Source organism: Actibacterium sp. EMB200-NS6, assembly GCF_001305615.1.
Classification (GTDB): domain Bacteria; phylum Pseudomonadota; class Alphaproteobacteria; order Rhodobacterales; family Rhodobacteraceae; genus Actibacterium_A; species Actibacterium_A naphthalenivorans.
The window spans coordinates 372,535-387,040 of record NZ_CP010869.1 but is presented as its reverse complement, the minus strand read 5'-3'; the positions used below and the strand labels follow the sequence as shown (position 1 = coordinate 387,040).

Sequence of the window (14,506 nt, the reverse complement as noted above, 5' to 3'; positions counted from 1 at the left end):
GTCAGGTAAAACTCTTGTCCTGGGCGTCGGCCTTGTCGAGGAGCCAACGATAGATACGGAAATTTGCGTGTTCAGCCACAGCCTTGCGCAGCATCGGGTTCTGGTCGGTGGGCGGCGACAGCGTAATCACCTCGTCAAGCGGATCTTCCCGCGGCGCATCCACCTCGAGAAAGCGGTAAAGCCGCGGCAGGCTCGTTCCCGCGATCAGCAGATCGTGGAAACAGAAGATGCCCACCTGATCCGGGCGCCGGCCCAGCTCTTTCTTGGTGCGCAGCAGGCTGTCGTTCCACTCCTGCATCGCGGCAAGAAAACCGCGCGTCGGCGCCCAGCCATCCTGAGGGTCTTTCGCCCGCCGCTCATAGCTTTCGGCCACCGAGAACGGATCACGCAGAATATAGACAACCTTGCACCCCGGGAAAGCCGCGAACAGCGTCTCGAAATCGTCGGTTATCCGCGGGATCTTGTCCCCCACCAGCTTCGCCGCCCCGATCCCCGCGCCGTGGGCCGCGCGAAACCCCGACAATGCGTCGTAATGGGTATCGCCGTCCTGAACGCTCAGAAACCGCTCCGGCTCGAAATGGGCGGGGGTCAGGCCGCCGGTCTTGTACAGCTTCGCGAAACGCTCATGCCCGATGCAGATATCCGGGTGCCGGTTCAGAAGACGGGTCAACGCTGTTGTCCCGCTTCTGGCGCAGCCGGCCACGAAGGCATGGCGCCGGTCTTCCGACCGGGCACCAGCCTTGTATGCCGCCGAAATGTCTATCTCAGACATCAGGCTCATTCGTCCTCCGCATCCAGAAGTTCCATGTTCAGGCCGAGACCCCGAACTTCCTTCACCAGCACGTTGAAGCTTTCCGGCACGCCGGCCTCGAAGTTATCCTCGCCCTTGACGATGGATTCGTAGACCTTGGTCCGGCCCGCCACGTCATCCGACTTGACGGTCAGCATCTCCTGCAGCGTATAGGCGGCACCGTAGGCCTCCAGCGCCCAGACTTCCATCTCCCCGAAACGCTGGCCACCGAACTGGGCCTTACCACCCAGCGGCTGCTGCGTGACAAGGCTGTAGGGGCCCGTGCTCCGCGCGTGGATCTTGTCATCCACCAGGTGATGCAGCTTCAGCAGATACTTCACGCCCACCGTCACCGGCCGCGCGAACTGCTCGCCGGTCCGCCCGTCGAACAGGATCGACTGACCCGATTCGCTGAACCCGGCGCGCAGCAGCGCGTCGTTGACATCCGCCTCCTTCGCGCCGTCGAACACCGGCGTCGCGATCGGAACACCCCGGGTCACATTGCCCGCGGCCTCCAGCAGACGGTCCTCGTCCATGCCGGCGACGCCTTCTTCATAGACATCGTCGCCATAGGCGATGCGCATCGCCTCGCGCACCGGGGTCAGATCGCCCGAGCGTTTGTACTCGCCAAGCGCATCGCCGATCTTCAGCCCCAGGCCGCGCGCGGCCCAGCCCATGTGGGTTTCCAGGATCTGACCGACGTTCATGCGCGACGGCACGCCCAGCGGGTTCAGGCAGAAATCGACAGGCGTCCCGTCCTGCAGGAAGGGCATGTCCTCCATCGGCACAACGCGCGAGATCACACCCTTGTTGCCGTGGCGGCCGGCCATCTTGTCACCCGGCTGAAGCTTGCGCTTCACCGCGATGAACACCTTGACCATCTTCATCACGCCCGGCGGCAGGTCGTCGCCGCGGCGCACCTTCTCGACCTTGTCCTCGAACCGATGCTCCAGCGCGCGTTTCTGCGCCTCGAACTGGGCGTTCAGCGCCTCGATCTGGCTCGCCTCGGCCTCGTCGCCAAGGGCAAGCTGCCACCACTGCCCCTTGGACAGCGTGTCCAGCAGCTCTTCGGTGACTTCCGAGTTCGGCTTGACGCCCTTCGGCCCCTTCACCGCGACCTTGCCCAGCATCATGCCCTTCAGACGGGCGTAGATGTTGCGCTCCAGAATGACCATCTCGTCATCCCGGTCACGGGCCAGGCGCTCGACCTCTTCGCGCTCGATCTGCAGCGCACGCTCGTCTTTCTCGACGCCGTGGCGGTTGAACACGCGCACTTCCACGACCGTGCCGTAATCCCCCGGCGGCAGCCGCAGCGAGGTGTCGCGCACATCCGATGCCTTCTCGCCGAAGATGGCGCGCAGAAGTTTTTCCTCCGGCGTCATCGGGCTTTCGCCCTTCGGCGTGATCTTGCCCACCAGAATATCCGCCGGCCCGACCTCTGCGCCGATGTAGACGATGCCCGCCTCGTCGAGGTTGCGCAGCGCTTCTTCACCGACGTTCGGAATGTCGCGGGTGATCTCTTCCGGGCCAAGTTTCGTGTCACGGGCGGCGACCTCGAACTCCTCGATATGGATCGAGGTGAAGACGTCATCGCGCGCGATCCGCTCGGAAATCAGGATCGAGTCCTCGTAGTTGTAGCCGTTCCACGGCATGAACGCGACGACCACGTTCTTGCCCAGGGCCAGCTCGCCCAGATCGGTCGAGGGGCCATCGGCGATGACCTCGTTCTTGCCGACCGTGTCGCCCACTTTCACCAGAGGCTTCTGGTTGATGCAGGTGTTCTGGTTCGAACGCTGGAACTTGCGCAGACGGTAGATATCCACGCCCGGATCGCCCGGCTCCAGATCTTCGGTGGCACGCACAACGATCCGGGTGGCATCCACCTGGTCGATGATACCGCCACGGCGGGCCATGATCGCGGCGCCCGAATCGCGGGCCACGACCTCTTCGATGCCGGTACCCACAAGCGGTGCATCCGCCTGCAGCAACGGCACGGCCTGGCGCTGCATGTTCGAACCCATCAGCGCGCGGTTGGCGTCGTCATTTTCCAGGAACGGAATCAGCGATGCCGCGACCGACACAAGCTGCTTCGGCGAAACGTCGATGAGATCGACATTCATGTTCGGCTGCAGCGTGTATTCGCCCGACCGGCGGGTCGACACCAGATCGTTCACGAACCGGCCATCCGCATCGAGGTTGGCGTTGGCCTGCGCCACGGTGTGGCGCATTTCCTCGGTCGCGGACATGTAGTTGACCTCATCGGTCACCTGCCCGTCCACCACCTTGCGGTAAGGCGTTTCGATAAAGCCGTACTTGTTCACGCGGGCATAGGTGGCCAGCGAGTTGATCAGGCCGATGTTCGGGCCTTCCGGCGTTTCAATCGGGCACATCCGGCCATAGTGGGTCGGATGCACGTCGCGCACCTCAAAGCCCGCGCGCTCACGCGTCAGACCGCCCGGCCCGAGCGCCGAAAGGCGGCGCTTGTGGGTGACTTCCGACAGCGGGTTGGTCTGGTCCATGAACTGCGACAGCTGGCTGGAGCCGAAGAATTCGCGCACCGCGGCCGCGGCCGGCTTGGCGTTGATCAGATCCTGCGGCATCACCGTGTCGATCTCGACGCTGGACATGCGCTCCTTGATCGCGCGTTCCATGCGCAGCAGGCCGACGCGGTACTGGTTTTCCATCAGCTCGCCGACGGAACGCACACGACGGTTCCCAAGGTGGTCGATATCGTCGATATCGCCCTTGCCGTCGCGCAGTTCGACCAGCGCCTTGATACAGGCGATGATGTCATCCTTGCGCAGGGTGCGCTGGGTGTCCGGCGCGTCGAGCGCGAGGCGCATGTTCATCTTCACCCGGCCGACGGCCGAAAGGTCATAGCGCTCGGAATCGAAGAACAGCGTGTCGAACAGCGCCGACGCGGCCTCGACGGTGGGCGGCTCGCCCGGGCGCATGACCCGGTAGATATCCATCAGCGCCGTGTCGCGATGCATGTTCTTGTCGGCGGCCATCGTGTTGCGGATGTAGGGGCCGACGTTGATGTTATCGATGTCCAGAACCGGAATATCGGTGATGCCCGCATCCAGCAGCTCTTTCAGGCTGCCGCCGGTCACCTCGCCGTCCTTGTCCACCTCCCAGGTCAGTTCATCGCCGGCCTCGACATAGATCGCGCCGGTTTCCTCGTTGATGATGTCCTTGGCGACATACTTGCCGATGATCTGATCGAACGGCAGCAGCAGGTCGGACACATTACCGGCATCGACCAGTTGCTTGACCGCGCGCGGGGTCACCTTCTTGCCGGCCTCGGCGATCACTTCGCCGGTGCTTGCATCCACCAGATCATAGGTCGGGCGGGTGCCGCGCACACGCTCCGGGAAGAACTTGGTGACCCAGCCCTTGTTCTTCTGCAGCTTGTAATCAACCGTTTCGTAATAGGCATCCATGATGCCTTCCTGATCCAGCCCCAGCGCATAAAGCAGCGTGGTGACAGGCAGCTTGCGGCGCCGGTCGATGCGGGCGAACACGATGTCCTTGGCGTCGAATTCGAAATCCAGCCACGATCCGCGATAGGGGATGATCCGGCAGGCGAACAGAAGCTTGCCCGAGGAATGCGTCTTGCCCTTGTCATGGTCGAAGAACACGCCGGGCGAACGGTGCATCTGGGAAACGATCACCCGCTCGGTGCCGTTCACCACAAAGGTGCCGTTCGGCGTCATCAGGGGCATGTCGCCCATGAACACGTCCTGCTCCTTGATGTCCTTGACGGACTTGGCGCCGGTGTCCTCATCGACATCGAACACGATCAGCCGCAGCGTCACCTTCAGCGGCGCGCTGTAGGTCATGTCGCGCTGCTGACATTCCTCGACGTCATACTTCGGCTTCTCCAGTTCGTAGCGAACGAACTCAAGCACGGCGGTCTCGTTGAAATCCTTGATCGGGAAAACCGACTGGAACACGCCCTGAATGCCGTCGCCATCGGTCGGCTCGAGCTGGTCGCCCGACTTCAGGAACAGATCGTAAGAGGATTTCTGAACCTCGATGAGGTTCGGCATTTCCAGAACTTCACGGATTTTGCCGTAGAACTTGCGGAGTCGTTTCTGGCCAACAAACGATTGCGCCATGTGCTTCATCACCTTTCGTCTATCGCGTCGCGCCATGCCGTCGGGCCACAGCAACGCTCCGCTCACGAATGAAGGGGGTCAGATTCCATTCCTGCAGCCGTCCCACCGGCTGCTCCCGAACCTTGAACCGCGCCTTAGAAAGAGCCCCGACCCCGGATCGAGGCCCTTTCTAAGACAGGTTCGGCCGGGCCCGAAAAACCTCCGGGCCCAGCCTTTTTCAAAGGATCGCGGCCACCGCCGCGCCCGATTACTTGATCTCGACTTCGGCGCCAGCCGCTTCGAGCTTGCCTTTGATCTCTTCGGCTTCGTCCTTGGAGCAGGCTTCCTTGACGGCCTTGCCGCCAGCTTCGACCAGTTCCTTGGCTTCTTTCAGACCGAGGCCGGTGATCGCGCGGACCTCTTTGATGACGGCGATCTTCTGGCCGCCAGCGGCCTTCAGGATCACGTCGAATTCGGTCTGCTCTTCAGCAGCGGCACCGCCGGCATCGCCAGCAGGGCCCGCCATCATGACGGCGCCACCGGCAGCCGGCTCGATGCCGTACTCGTCTTTCAGGATGGTTTTCAGTTCTTGTGCTTCGAGAAGCGTGAGGCCCACGATCTCTTCAGCCAGTTTTTTCAGATCAGCCATTTTCAGGTTTCCGTTCTTTCAGATGTGTTCCAACGCGAGGTGGTTCAACCCCACGCGAGCTCCGATGTTGCTTAAGCGGCTTCCGCACGCTCCTCGATCGTCGAGAGGATGCTCGCGATGTTCGAAGCAGGCGCGCCAATAGCGCCGGCGATGTTCGAGGCAGGGGCGCCGATACAGCCCACGATCGAAGCGATAAGCTCCTCACGGGACGGCATCGAGGCCACGGCTTTCACACCGGCCGGATCCAGAGCCGTCTCACCCATTGCACCGCCCAGGATGACAAACTTGCTGTTGTCCTTGGCGTATTTCTCGGAGACCTTGGCAGCAGCCACGGGATCTTCCGAGAAGGTGAGTACGGTCATGCCCGAAAGAAGGTCCGCGATGCTTGCGCAGGGCTTTCCTTCAAGGGCGATCTTGGCGAGCTTGTTCTTGGCAACGCGTACAGACCCGCCCGCTTCACGCATTTGCGCGCGCAGGTCCTGCATCTCAGCAACCGTGAGTCCCGCGTAGTGTGCAACCACAACAACGCCAGAGCTTTCAAAGATCTGGCCGAGTTCCTCGACCAGTTTTTCTTTCTGGGCTCTATCCACAGTTTCACTCCAATTCAGGAAGGCTTACGCCCTCCGGCTCAGTTTTGCCCCGGAAATCTCCGGGGCGTTCGGGTCCGCAAGGGTCCCGAGGCCAGGATCGCCCGAGGATAACCCCGGAAATCTGTCTCGTTCCCCATCTCGGGAAGGAAATTAAGCCCCGGGGGGCACCCTCCGTCTCGGACAGGACAGGGCGTTGCCACCCTGCCATCCCCCGCCCCGAAGGCCAGGGGAATCTCATCGGGTGGGGTTGCCCCCACCGCGGGCTCAGTTGCCCGTGGCCGACACCACGTCGATCGACACGCCGGGGCCCATGGTCGAGCTCAGCGAGACCTTTTTCATATAGGTCCCCTTCGCGCCCGCGGGCCGTGCCTTGCCGACCGCATTGACAAAGGCGCGGATGTTCTCGGCCAGCTTGGCCTCATCGAACGACGCCTTGCCGACACCGGCATGAACCACGCCGGCCTTTTCGGCCTTGAACTGAACTTCGCCGCCCTTGGCCGCTTTCACGGCATCGGCCACATCCATCGTCACCGTCCCCACCTTGGGGTTCGGCATCAGGTTGCGCGGGCCCAGGATCTTGCCCAGGCGACCGACGATCGGCATCATGTCCGGCGTCGCGATGCAACGGTCGAACTCGATCTTGCCGGACTGGATGGTCTCCATCAGATCCTCGGCGCCCACGATATCCGCGCCGGCGGCCTGCGCCTCATCGGCCTTGGGGCCGCGCGCGAACACGGCAACGCGCACCGTCTTGCCGGTGCCGTTGGGCAGGCTGACAACGCCGCGCACCATCTGGTCCGCATGGCGGGGATCGACGCCCAGGTTCATCGCGATCTCGATGGTCTCATCGAATTTCGACTTGGCATTGCCCTTCACCAGCGCAACCGCCTCTTCGACCGTCACGTTTTCCTTGGCGGCGAATGCCTCACGCGCCGCGCGCGTCCGTTTTCCGAATTTTGCCATGACGATTACCCCTTCACCTCGATACCCATCGAGCGGGCCGAACCCAGAATGATCTGCATCGCGGCCTCGACATCATTGGCGCTCAGATCCTTCATTTTCGCTTCGGCGATCTCTTTCACCTGAGCAACCGTCACGGACCCCGCAACCGCGCGGCCGGGCGTGTTCGAACCCGACTTCAGCTTGGCGGCCTTCTTCAGGAAATAAGACGCGGGCGGCGTCTTGATGTCCATGGTGAAGGATTTGTCCTGGTAATAGGTGATCACGGTCGGGCACGGCGCACCGGGCTCCATGTCCTGCGTCTTGGCGTTGAACGCCTTGCAGAATTCCATGATGTTGATGCCGCGCTGGCCCAGCGCCGGCCCCACGGGGGGCGACGGGTTGGCCTGCCCGGCTTTCACCTGCAGCTTCATCGTACCTGCGAGCTTCTTGGCCATCTGGCCTTCTCCTTCTTCTCACCACGCCAGACCCACGCGAGGGCGGCGCATCGGTTTAGTGGTCCGGTGTCACGGGCGCGCCCGCTCACCTCCCACGCACAGCACTCAGGCCTCTTTCGAAACCTGGGTGAATTCCAGCTCGACCGGGGTTGCCCGGCCAAAGATCGACACCGTCACCTTCAGGCGCTGGTTGTCGTCATCCACATCCTCGACCATGCCCGAGAACCCTTCGAACGGGCCATCGGTCACATTCACCAGCTCGCCGATCTCGTAAGTGATCAGCGACCGCGGCGCGGCCTCGCCTTCCTCAACCCGGTTGAGGATCGCGTTCACCTCGGCGTCGCGCATCGGCATCGGGCGGCCCTGCGGCCCCAGAAACCCGGTCACCCGGTTGATCGAGTTGATCAGGTGATAGCCCCGGTCCGACATCTCCATCCGCACCAGCACATAGCCGGGCATGAACCGCCGCTCCGCCGTCACCTTCTTGCCCCGGCGCACCTCGATCACCTCTTCGGTGGGCACCAGAACCTCCTCGATCTCGTCCTCGAGACCGTTCTCGGCAACGGCAGTTTTGATCTGCTCGGCGATCTTTTTCTCGAAATTCGAGAGCACGCTCACCGAATACCACCGCTTCGCCATCTTGCCTGTTACCTCACGTCTTTCGGCGCTTTGGCCGAAACTTTGAATTCCATCAGGTGGTTAACCCACCCTCCCCCGAACAAAAAACAGCGCGCAACCCGAATCGATGCACGCCGGTTTATGAAGGTGGACCCGCCATACCGGCCTTGAGAGGCCTTTTCAAGGGCGGTCCTGCCAAAAAACTCAGGCGAAAAGGCCCAGCATCGCCGCCAGCCCGCTGCGGATCGCAAGATCCACCAGCGAAAAGAAGACCGCCGTCAGCGCGGCCAGGGCGAACACCATCGCCGTGGTCAGAAGAACCTCGCGCCGCGTCGGCCAGACCACCTTGGCAATCTCCGACCGGGTCTGCTGAATAAACTGAAGAGGGTTAGCCTTCGCCATGTGTCTTCCTGATCTGTCTGTCAACGGCGCGGAGATACGCGCATCCGGCCCGCTTTACAAGGGGCACTCCGCCCGGCCGCGGCGTCACGCCCCGGCACCTGCGCCCTCCGCGGCGCGCGGCGGCAATCTTCTGCGCGAAAGGCCTGGCAGGGGTTGGGGGACTCGAACCCACGACCCTCGGTTTTGGAGACCGATGCTCTACCAACTGAGCTAAACCCCTAAGGCCGAGTGACCGATTACGTCACCGCGCGGCGGGAATCAAGAGTGTAACGGAACGAACTGCGTCATGGATGCTTAAATCGGGTCGGGGACCTTGACCCGCCGGGTCGACCGCTCGACAGCGCGCCCGCCGCTATCCTTGAAATCCGCATAGCACTGGATGCTGCGCGCCGCACCCGTCAGCGATTTTGGCACTTCGCACAACAGCTCGCCCTGACACTGGCTCCCCCTGGTGATCCAGTCGCGGCTGTAAACCCATTGGGCAACGCGATCCGTCCGTTGCGCCACCACAAGCGGGCGCCGCTTTCGCCACCAGTTCTTGATCGGCCCGGCAAAACGCAGCCGGGCATCGGCAACTTCCAGAATTTTCGCACCGGCCTCGGCCTCGAAATCGAACGCCCCCGCACCGTCTGCCGCGATAGAGGCCGGATAAATCCCCGCGATACGAATCTGTCTGGATCCGGGCTGCATTTCCACCAGAATGCGGTCCACCAAATCGTATCGCTTGCGGCGTTTTTGCCGCTCGCTCCAGTCGGGATTGGCGGGGCGTTCGACGGGCGACAGCAGAATGCGGAAAATGTCATGCGTTGCCGGGTTGTGGACCAGCCCCTGAAACAGGGTTCCCCTCTCTTCGTCCGTCAACGCGTTGTAGTCGAGCCGCTCAGCCTGCTCCGAAATCTCAATTTGAAAAAACTCCATGCCCGCCCGTTTCTGCGCAAACCCGTCCAAAAGAAGACTGATCCCGATTCTTGTAACAACGGCATGAAAAAAGGGCCGCCCCAAAGGGCGGCCCGTCGCAAATTTTCTGGGAATGGTTTACTCGATGATCTTGGAAACGACGCCTGCGCCGACGGTGCGGCCGCCTTCGCGGATGGCGAAGCGCAGCTTCTCTTCCATCGCGATCGGCGCGATCAGCTCGACCTCGAACTTCAGGTTGTCGCCCGGCATCACCATCTCGGTGCCCTCGGGCAGCGTCACGGTGCCGGTCACATCCGTCGTCCGGAAGTAGAACTGCGGCCGGTAGTTCGCGAAGAACGGCGTGTGCCGGCCACCCTCTTCCTTGGTCAGGATATAGGCTTCGGCCTCGAACTTCGTGTGCGGCGTCACCGAACCCGGCTTGCACAGAACCTGCCCGCGCTCCACGCCCTCACGGTCGATGCCGCGCAGCAGCGCGCCGATGTTGTCGCCGGCCTCACCACGATCGAGCAGCTTGCGGAACATTTCCACGCCCGTGCAGGTCGTCTTCTTGGTGTCGGTGATGCCCACGATCTCAAGCTCGTCGCCCACGTTCACGACGCCCCGCTCGACCCGACCGGTCACAACCGTGCCGCGGCCGGAAATCGAGAACACGTCCTCGATCGGCATCAGGAACGGCTGGTCGACCGCGCGCTCGGGCGTCGGGATGTATTCGTCCACCGCCGCCAGAAGCTCGCGGATCGAGTTCTCGCCGATCTCGGGATCGCGGCCTTCCAGCGCCGCCAGCGCCGAGCCCTTGATCACCGGAATGTCGTCGCCCGGATAGTCGTAGGACGACAGCAGCTCGCGGATCTCCATCTCCACCAGCTCCAGAAGCTCCTCGTCATCCACCTGGTCGACCTTGTTCATGTAGACGACCATGTAGGGGATGCCCACCTGGCGCCCCAGCAGGATGTGCTCGCGCGTCTGCGGCATCGGGCCGTCCGCCGAGTTCACGACCAGGATCGCCCCGTCCATCTGCGCCGCACCGGTGATCATGTTCTTCACATAGTCGGCGTGCCCGGGGCAGTCCACATGCGCGTAGTGACGGGTTTCCGTCTCGTATTCCACATGCGCGGTCGAGATCGTGATCCCGCGCGCCTTCTCTTCCGGCGCGCCGTCGATCTGATCATAGGCCTTGAAATCACCGTAATACTTCGTGATCGCCGCCGTCAGCGTCGTCTTGCCGTGGTCAACATGCCCGATCGTGCCGATGTTAACGTGCGGTTTGGTACGCTCAAACTTTTCCTTAGCCATTCCTCTGGCGCCTCATGGATTAGGGGGCCGGACATGGCCCGATTCAACATCGCGGGCTAATTATTGGCAGATGGAGGAGAAATCAAGCGCCAGTTCGCGGTTCCGGCCGGCGGCGAGGCTCAGGCATCCTCGCCGCCCCCCGCCGCGGCTTCTTCGGCAACCGGCTCCGGCTCTTCCTGCCCGAACCAGTCAGCCCGGTTCTTCACCAGCCAGCGCTCGATCGCCTTCGCCGCGTTCTGCGCCAGATCCTGCATCTGTTCCTCGCGGCTCCGCGTCAGGCCCGAGCCCACCAGCGTCTTGCCCGTGACGCTTTCCAGCACCGCGATCTGCTCGGGCTTGGCATTGAGCTTTTGCCCCGCCGCGTCGTCCCAGATATTGACGGTGAAAACCAGCGCCGACTTGGGCGAAAGGATGATCGGAATCCCCGGCACGGCCAGCGCATAGCCATCCACCCTGACCCCGATGTGATAGATCTTTTCGCCCTCATACCGGCCGAAGCGGCGCTCGACCTCTGTTTTCACCGCCGCTTCCCACTCATCCGCCGTCGCCTTGCGCGAGGGGGGCAGCTTTTGCGCCTCGTCAGCCACCACGATATTGTGACCGAGCCGGAAATCGCCCAGCAGCGCCGGCGGCTCCAGCGGGTCGCCGGGCTGTGTCCCGGCACAGGCGGCCAGCGCCACAAGCGCCGCCGCGCCCAGAATCGCCCGCGCCCGGGTCCGCGTCACAACCATGCTCCCCCCTTACTGCGTAAACCGGTTGTCCCGCGGGAACCCGCGCGGCGCCATCCGGCCGCTTGCCGCCCGCTTGCCGATCCATTCGCCAAGATCGGTTTCGGTGCGGGTCCGGCCGGCCGGATCCTTCCACGACAATCCATCGGCCAGAACAAAGGTCGTCGCGTCGCTCAGCCCGCCATCCTTGTATTTCTGCAGCCTCACGCCCTTGCCCCGCGTCATCTCGGGCAGCTCCTCCAGCGCGAACACCAGAACCTTGCGATTCTCGCCGACACAGGCCACGTGATCACCCGCCACCGCACGGCAGACCCTGGCCACCGTGTCGCCGCGCACGTTCAGCACCTGCCGGCCGGTCCGCGTCTGCGCCAGAACCTCGTCCGACGGCACCACGAACCCGTCGCCCGCCGAAGAGGCCACCAGCAGCTTCGACCCCGGCCGGTGGATGAACAGATCCACGATATCGGCCTCGTTCGGCAGATCGACCATCAGCCGCACAGGCTCGCCCATGCCGCGCCCGCCCGGAAGCTGCGAGGCGGGCAGCGTATAGAACCGTCCGTTGGTGCCCAGCAGCAACAGGCGGTCGGTCGTCTCGGCATGAAAGACAAAGCGGCCCTCGTCGCCGTCCTTGAACTTCAGCGCCGTGTCCTGCGCCACATGCCCCTTCATCGCGCGGATCCACCCCATCTTGGAGCAGACCACGGTCACCGGCTCGCGCTCGATCATCGCCTCCAGCGGCACCTCTTCCACCGCGCCCGCCTCGGCGAACCGGGTGCGCCGCGCGCCGCCCTCGGATCTCTTGCCGAATTTCGTGCGGGTCTCGCGCAGCTGGGCGGAAATGCTGTCCCACTGCACGGTCTCGTTTTCCAGCAGATCCTCCAGCCCGGCGCGCTCTTCCATCAGCGCGTCGCGCTCGCGCCGCAGCTCCAGCTCTTCCAGACGGCGCAAGGAACGCAGCCGCATGTTCAGGATCGCTTCGGCCTGCACCTCGCTCAGCTCGCCCGTGCCCCCGGCAGCGGGCGACACGTAATCCTTTTCCGATACCGCGCGCACATGATCCTTGCCCCAATCCTCGCGCATCAGCGCCGCCTTGGGCTCGTCATCATAGCGGATGATGTCGATTACCCGGTCGAGGTTGAGAAAGGCGATGAGGAACCCTTCCAGAACCTCGAGCCGGTGGTCGATCTTCTCCAGCCGATGCTGGCTGCGCCGCAGCAACACCTCGCGCCGGTGATCCAGAAAGGCGCGCAGCACCTCTTTCAGGCTGCACACCTTCGGCTGGCGCCCATCGATCAGCACGTTCATGTTCAGGCTGAAGCGCACCTCGAGGTCCGAGTTGCGGAACAGCATCCCCATCAGCATCTCGGGGTCCACGTTGCGGGTCTTGGGCTCGATCACCAGCCGCACATCCTCGGCCGATTCGTCGCGCACATCGCCGAAGATCGGGATCTTCTTGGTCTGGATCAGCTCGGCCAGCTTTTCGATCAGGCGCGACTTGGGCACCTGATAGGGGATCTCCGTCACCACGATCTGCCACTGGCCACGGCCCAGATCCTCGACCTCCCATTTCGCGCGCAGACGGAAACTGCCGCGCCCGGTGCGATAGGCCTCGATGATGTTTTCCCGCGGCTCGACGATCACGCCGCCGGTGGGGAAATCGGGGCCGGGGATATGCTCGATCAGGGTCTCGTCGCGGGCATTGGGCGACTTGATCAGATAGAGGCAGGCATTGATCAGCTCTTCGATGTTGTGCGGCGGGATGTTGGTGGCCATGCCCACCGCGATGCCGCTCGACCCGTTGGCCAGCAGGTTCGGGAAAGACGCGGGCAGCACCACCGGCTCGGTCAGCGTGCCATCGTAATTGTCGCGGAAATCCACCGCGTTCTCGGCCAGCCCCTCCATCAGCGCCTCGGCCGCCGCGGTCAGCCGCGCCTCGGTATACCGGCTGGCGGCCGGGTTATCGCCATCGATATTGCCGAAATTGCCCTGCCCGTCGACCAGCGGATAGCGCACGTTGAAATCCTGCGCCAGCCGCGCCATGGCATCATAGATCGCGGCATCGCCATGCGGGTGATAGTTGCCCATCACGTCGCCGCTGATCTTGGCGGATTTGCGGAATCCCCCGGTCGAGGCCAGCCGCAATTCGCGCATCGCATAGAGGATTCGCCGGTGAACCGGCTTCAGCCCGTCGCGCGCATCGGGCAGCGCGCGGTCCATGATCGTTGAAAGCGCATAGGTCAGATAGCGTTCACCGATGGCCCGGCGCAGTGGCTCGGCCAGTTCGGAATGCTCCATCTTGGGGTCGTCGGTCTGATCATCCATGCATCTGGTGATAGCCAAGCCCGCGCGCCGCCACAAGCAAGCAAACGGGGCAGAACGGCCGTTCATTCCCCTTTTTCGGAACCGACGCCGCCGTCATGAGTTCGCCCCACAACAAGTGCCATTCTGGGAAGTTAAATGTTTCGGTTGATATTCTGGACCTGCGCCGCGCTCTACGCCGTGCTCACCCTCTACGGAGAACCCGCGCCGGTGATGAGCGCCGCGCGCTTCGTCACCTCCGCCGAAGAGGCAACCGCCGAGCCGGCCCCCGCCGCCGCGCCCGCCAAGGCCCGGGCCCCGGCCCCCGCCCTGCCGCCGGAAGACGCCGGCGGCATAAAGGTCACGCCCGTCTCCTTCGGCTCCGGCTCCGCCCCCGCCCTGCGCACCATCGACAAGCGTGACGCCCCTGCCGGCTACACGCCCGCCGAGCCCCGCCAGACCGCCGCCCCGGCGACACCCGGCGGCACGGTCTATACCGTCACCGGCAGCCGGGTGAACCTGCGCGCCGGCCCCTCCACCGGCGCCGAGGTCATCACCGCCCTGACCCGCGGCACCAGGGCCACCCTCGTCTCCGCCCCCACCGACGGATGGGTCGAGCTTCAGGTCCAGGCGACCGGCCTGCGCGGCTTCATGGCCGAGCGCTTCCTCGCCCCCGAAGGCTGATTGCCGCGCCGCCGCATTTGCCCTAGCCTGCGCGCGGGC

At 63.6% G+C, this 14,506-nt stretch carries 13 protein-coding genes and 1 tRNA gene; 1 reads left to right on the top strand and 13 read right to left on the bottom strand.

Annotated elements, in window-relative coordinates; all coding sequences use genetic code 11:
• Nucleotide 1 precedes the first annotated feature (1 nt).
• The 13 genes from TQ29_RS01890 to parC form a co-directional block, all read right to left on the bottom strand.
• The gene (locus tag TQ29_RS01890) at nt 2-781 is read right to left on the bottom strand and encodes a sulfotransferase (RefSeq protein WP_054537801.1); all 780 of its coding nucleotides are present in this window, start codon (nt 779-781) and stop codon (nt 2-4) included.
• Entirely contained in the window at nt 778-4,911 is a 4,134-nt protein-coding gene (gene rpoB / locus TQ29_RS01885; RefSeq protein WP_054540282.1) for a DNA-directed RNA polymerase subunit beta, read from the bottom strand. The genes TQ29_RS01890 and rpoB overlap by 4 nt, the downstream gene beginning before the upstream one ends.
• Before the next feature lie 247 nt (nt 4,912-5,158).
• Nucleotides 5,159-5,539 (bottom strand): 50S ribosomal protein L7/L12, encoded by a 381-nt coding sequence (gene rplL / locus TQ29_RS01880; protein ID WP_037210819.1) that lies wholly within the window; start codon nt 5,537-5,539, stop codon nt 5,159-5,161.
• Nucleotides 5,540-5,610: 71 nt separating this feature from the next.
• Nucleotides 5,611-6,129, bottom strand: coding sequence for a 50S ribosomal protein L10 (rplJ, locus tag TQ29_RS01875; protein ID WP_037210817.1), 519 nt, complete (start codon nt 6,127-6,129; stop codon nt 5,611-5,613).
• A 264-nt stretch (nt 6,130-6,393) separates the two neighbouring features.
• The gene (rplA, locus tag TQ29_RS01870; RefSeq protein ID WP_054537800.1) at nt 6,394-7,092 is read right to left on the bottom strand and encodes a 50S ribosomal protein L1; all 699 of its coding nucleotides are present in this window, start codon (nt 7,090-7,092) and stop codon (nt 6,394-6,396) included.
• Nucleotides 7,093-7,097: 5 nt separating this feature from the next.
• Nucleotides 7,098-7,526 (bottom strand): 50S ribosomal protein L11, encoded by a 429-nt coding sequence (rplK, locus tag TQ29_RS01865; RefSeq protein WP_037210812.1) that lies wholly within the window; start codon nt 7,524-7,526, stop codon nt 7,098-7,100.
• A gap of 105 nt (nt 7,527-7,631) precedes the next feature.
• Nucleotides 7,632-8,165 carry a transcription termination/antitermination protein NusG gene (gene nusG, locus TQ29_RS01860; RefSeq protein WP_037210810.1) on the bottom strand — a complete coding sequence of 178 codons (534 nt, stop codon included), beginning with the start codon at nt 8,163-8,165 and terminating at the stop codon, nt 7,632-7,634.
• Between the two features lie 183 nt (nt 8,166-8,348).
• Nucleotides 8,349-8,546 (bottom strand): preprotein translocase subunit SecE, encoded by a 198-nt coding sequence (secE, locus tag TQ29_RS01855; protein ID WP_037210808.1) that lies wholly within the window; start codon nt 8,544-8,546, stop codon nt 8,349-8,351.
• A gap of 144 nt (nt 8,547-8,690) precedes the next feature.
• A tRNA-Trp gene (locus TQ29_RS01850) sits at nt 8,691-8,766 on the bottom strand.
• A gap of 74 nt (nt 8,767-8,840) precedes the next feature.
• Entirely contained in the window at nt 8,841-9,464 is a 624-nt protein-coding gene (locus TQ29_RS01845; RefSeq protein ID WP_157445493.1) for a hypothetical protein, read from the bottom strand.
• 117 nt (nt 9,465-9,581) lie between these two features.
• Entirely contained in the window at nt 9,582-10,757 is a 1,176-nt protein-coding gene (gene tuf / locus TQ29_RS01840) for an elongation factor Tu (protein WP_054537798.1), read from the bottom strand.
• A gap of 119 nt (nt 10,758-10,876) precedes the next feature.
• Entirely contained in the window at nt 10,877-11,488 is a 612-nt protein-coding gene (locus TQ29_RS01835) for a hypothetical protein (RefSeq protein WP_054537797.1), read from the bottom strand.
• A gap of 9 nt (nt 11,489-11,497) precedes the next feature.
• On the bottom strand, nt 11,498-13,807 hold the full coding sequence (parC, locus tag TQ29_RS01830) for a DNA topoisomerase IV subunit A (protein ID WP_054537796.1): 2,310 nt from the start codon (nt 13,805-13,807) through the stop codon (nt 11,498-11,500).
• A 135-nt stretch (nt 13,808-13,942) separates the two neighbouring features.
• On the opposite strand from parC, the gene TQ29_RS01825 reads away from it, so the two are divergent.
• The gene (locus TQ29_RS01825) at nt 13,943-14,467 is read left to right on the top strand and encodes an SH3 domain-containing protein (protein WP_054537795.1); all 525 of its coding nucleotides are present in this window, start codon (nt 13,943-13,945) and stop codon (nt 14,465-14,467) included.
• The last annotated feature ends 39 nt before the right edge of the window (nt 14,468-14,506 follow it).

What these genes read in the sequence shown, in the direction of transcription:
- secE (WP_037210808.1), bottom strand. Translation starts at nt 8,546, where the DNA reads ATGGCGAAGGCTAACCCTCTTCAGTTTATTCAGCAGACCCGGTCGGAG.
- parC (WP_054537796.1), bottom strand. Translation starts at nt 13,807, where the DNA reads ATGGATGATCAGACCGACGACCCCAAGATGGAGCATTCCGAACTGGCC.
- TQ29_RS01825 (WP_054537795.1), top strand. Translation starts at nt 13,943, where the DNA reads ATGTTTCGGTTGATATTCTGGACCTGCGCCGCGCTCTACGCCGTGCTC.
- rplA (WP_054537800.1), bottom strand. Translation starts at nt 7,092, where the DNA reads ATGGCAAAATTCGGAAAACGGACGCGCGCGGCGCGTGAGGCATTCGCC.
- TQ29_RS01835 (WP_054537797.1), bottom strand. Translation starts at nt 11,488, where the DNA reads ATGGTTGTGACGCGGACCCGGGCGCGGGCGATTCTGGGCGCGGCGGCG.
- nusG (WP_037210810.1), bottom strand. Translation starts at nt 8,165, where the DNA reads ATGGCGAAGCGGTGGTATTCGGTGAGCGTGCTCTCGAATTTCGAGAAA.
- rpoB (WP_054540282.1), bottom strand. Translation starts at nt 4,911, where the DNA reads ATGGCGCAATCGTTTGTTGGCCAGAAACGACTCCGCAAGTTCTACGGC.
- tuf (WP_054537798.1), bottom strand. Translation starts at nt 10,757, where the DNA reads ATGGCTAAGGAAAAGTTTGAGCGTACCAAACCGCACGTTAACATCGGC.
- TQ29_RS01845 (WP_157445493.1), bottom strand. Translation starts at nt 9,464, where the DNA reads ATGGAGTTTTTTCAAATTGAGATTTCGGAGCAGGCTGAGCGGCTCGAC.
- rplK (WP_037210812.1), bottom strand. Translation starts at nt 7,526, where the DNA reads ATGGCCAAGAAGCTCGCAGGTACGATGAAGCTGCAGGTGAAAGCCGGG.
- TQ29_RS01890 (WP_054537801.1), bottom strand. Translation starts at nt 781, where the DNA reads ATGAGCCTGATGTCTGAGATAGACATTTCGGCGGCATACAAGGCTGGT.
- rplL (WP_037210819.1), bottom strand. Translation starts at nt 5,539, where the DNA reads ATGGCTGATCTGAAAAAACTGGCTGAAGAGATCGTGGGCCTCACGCTT.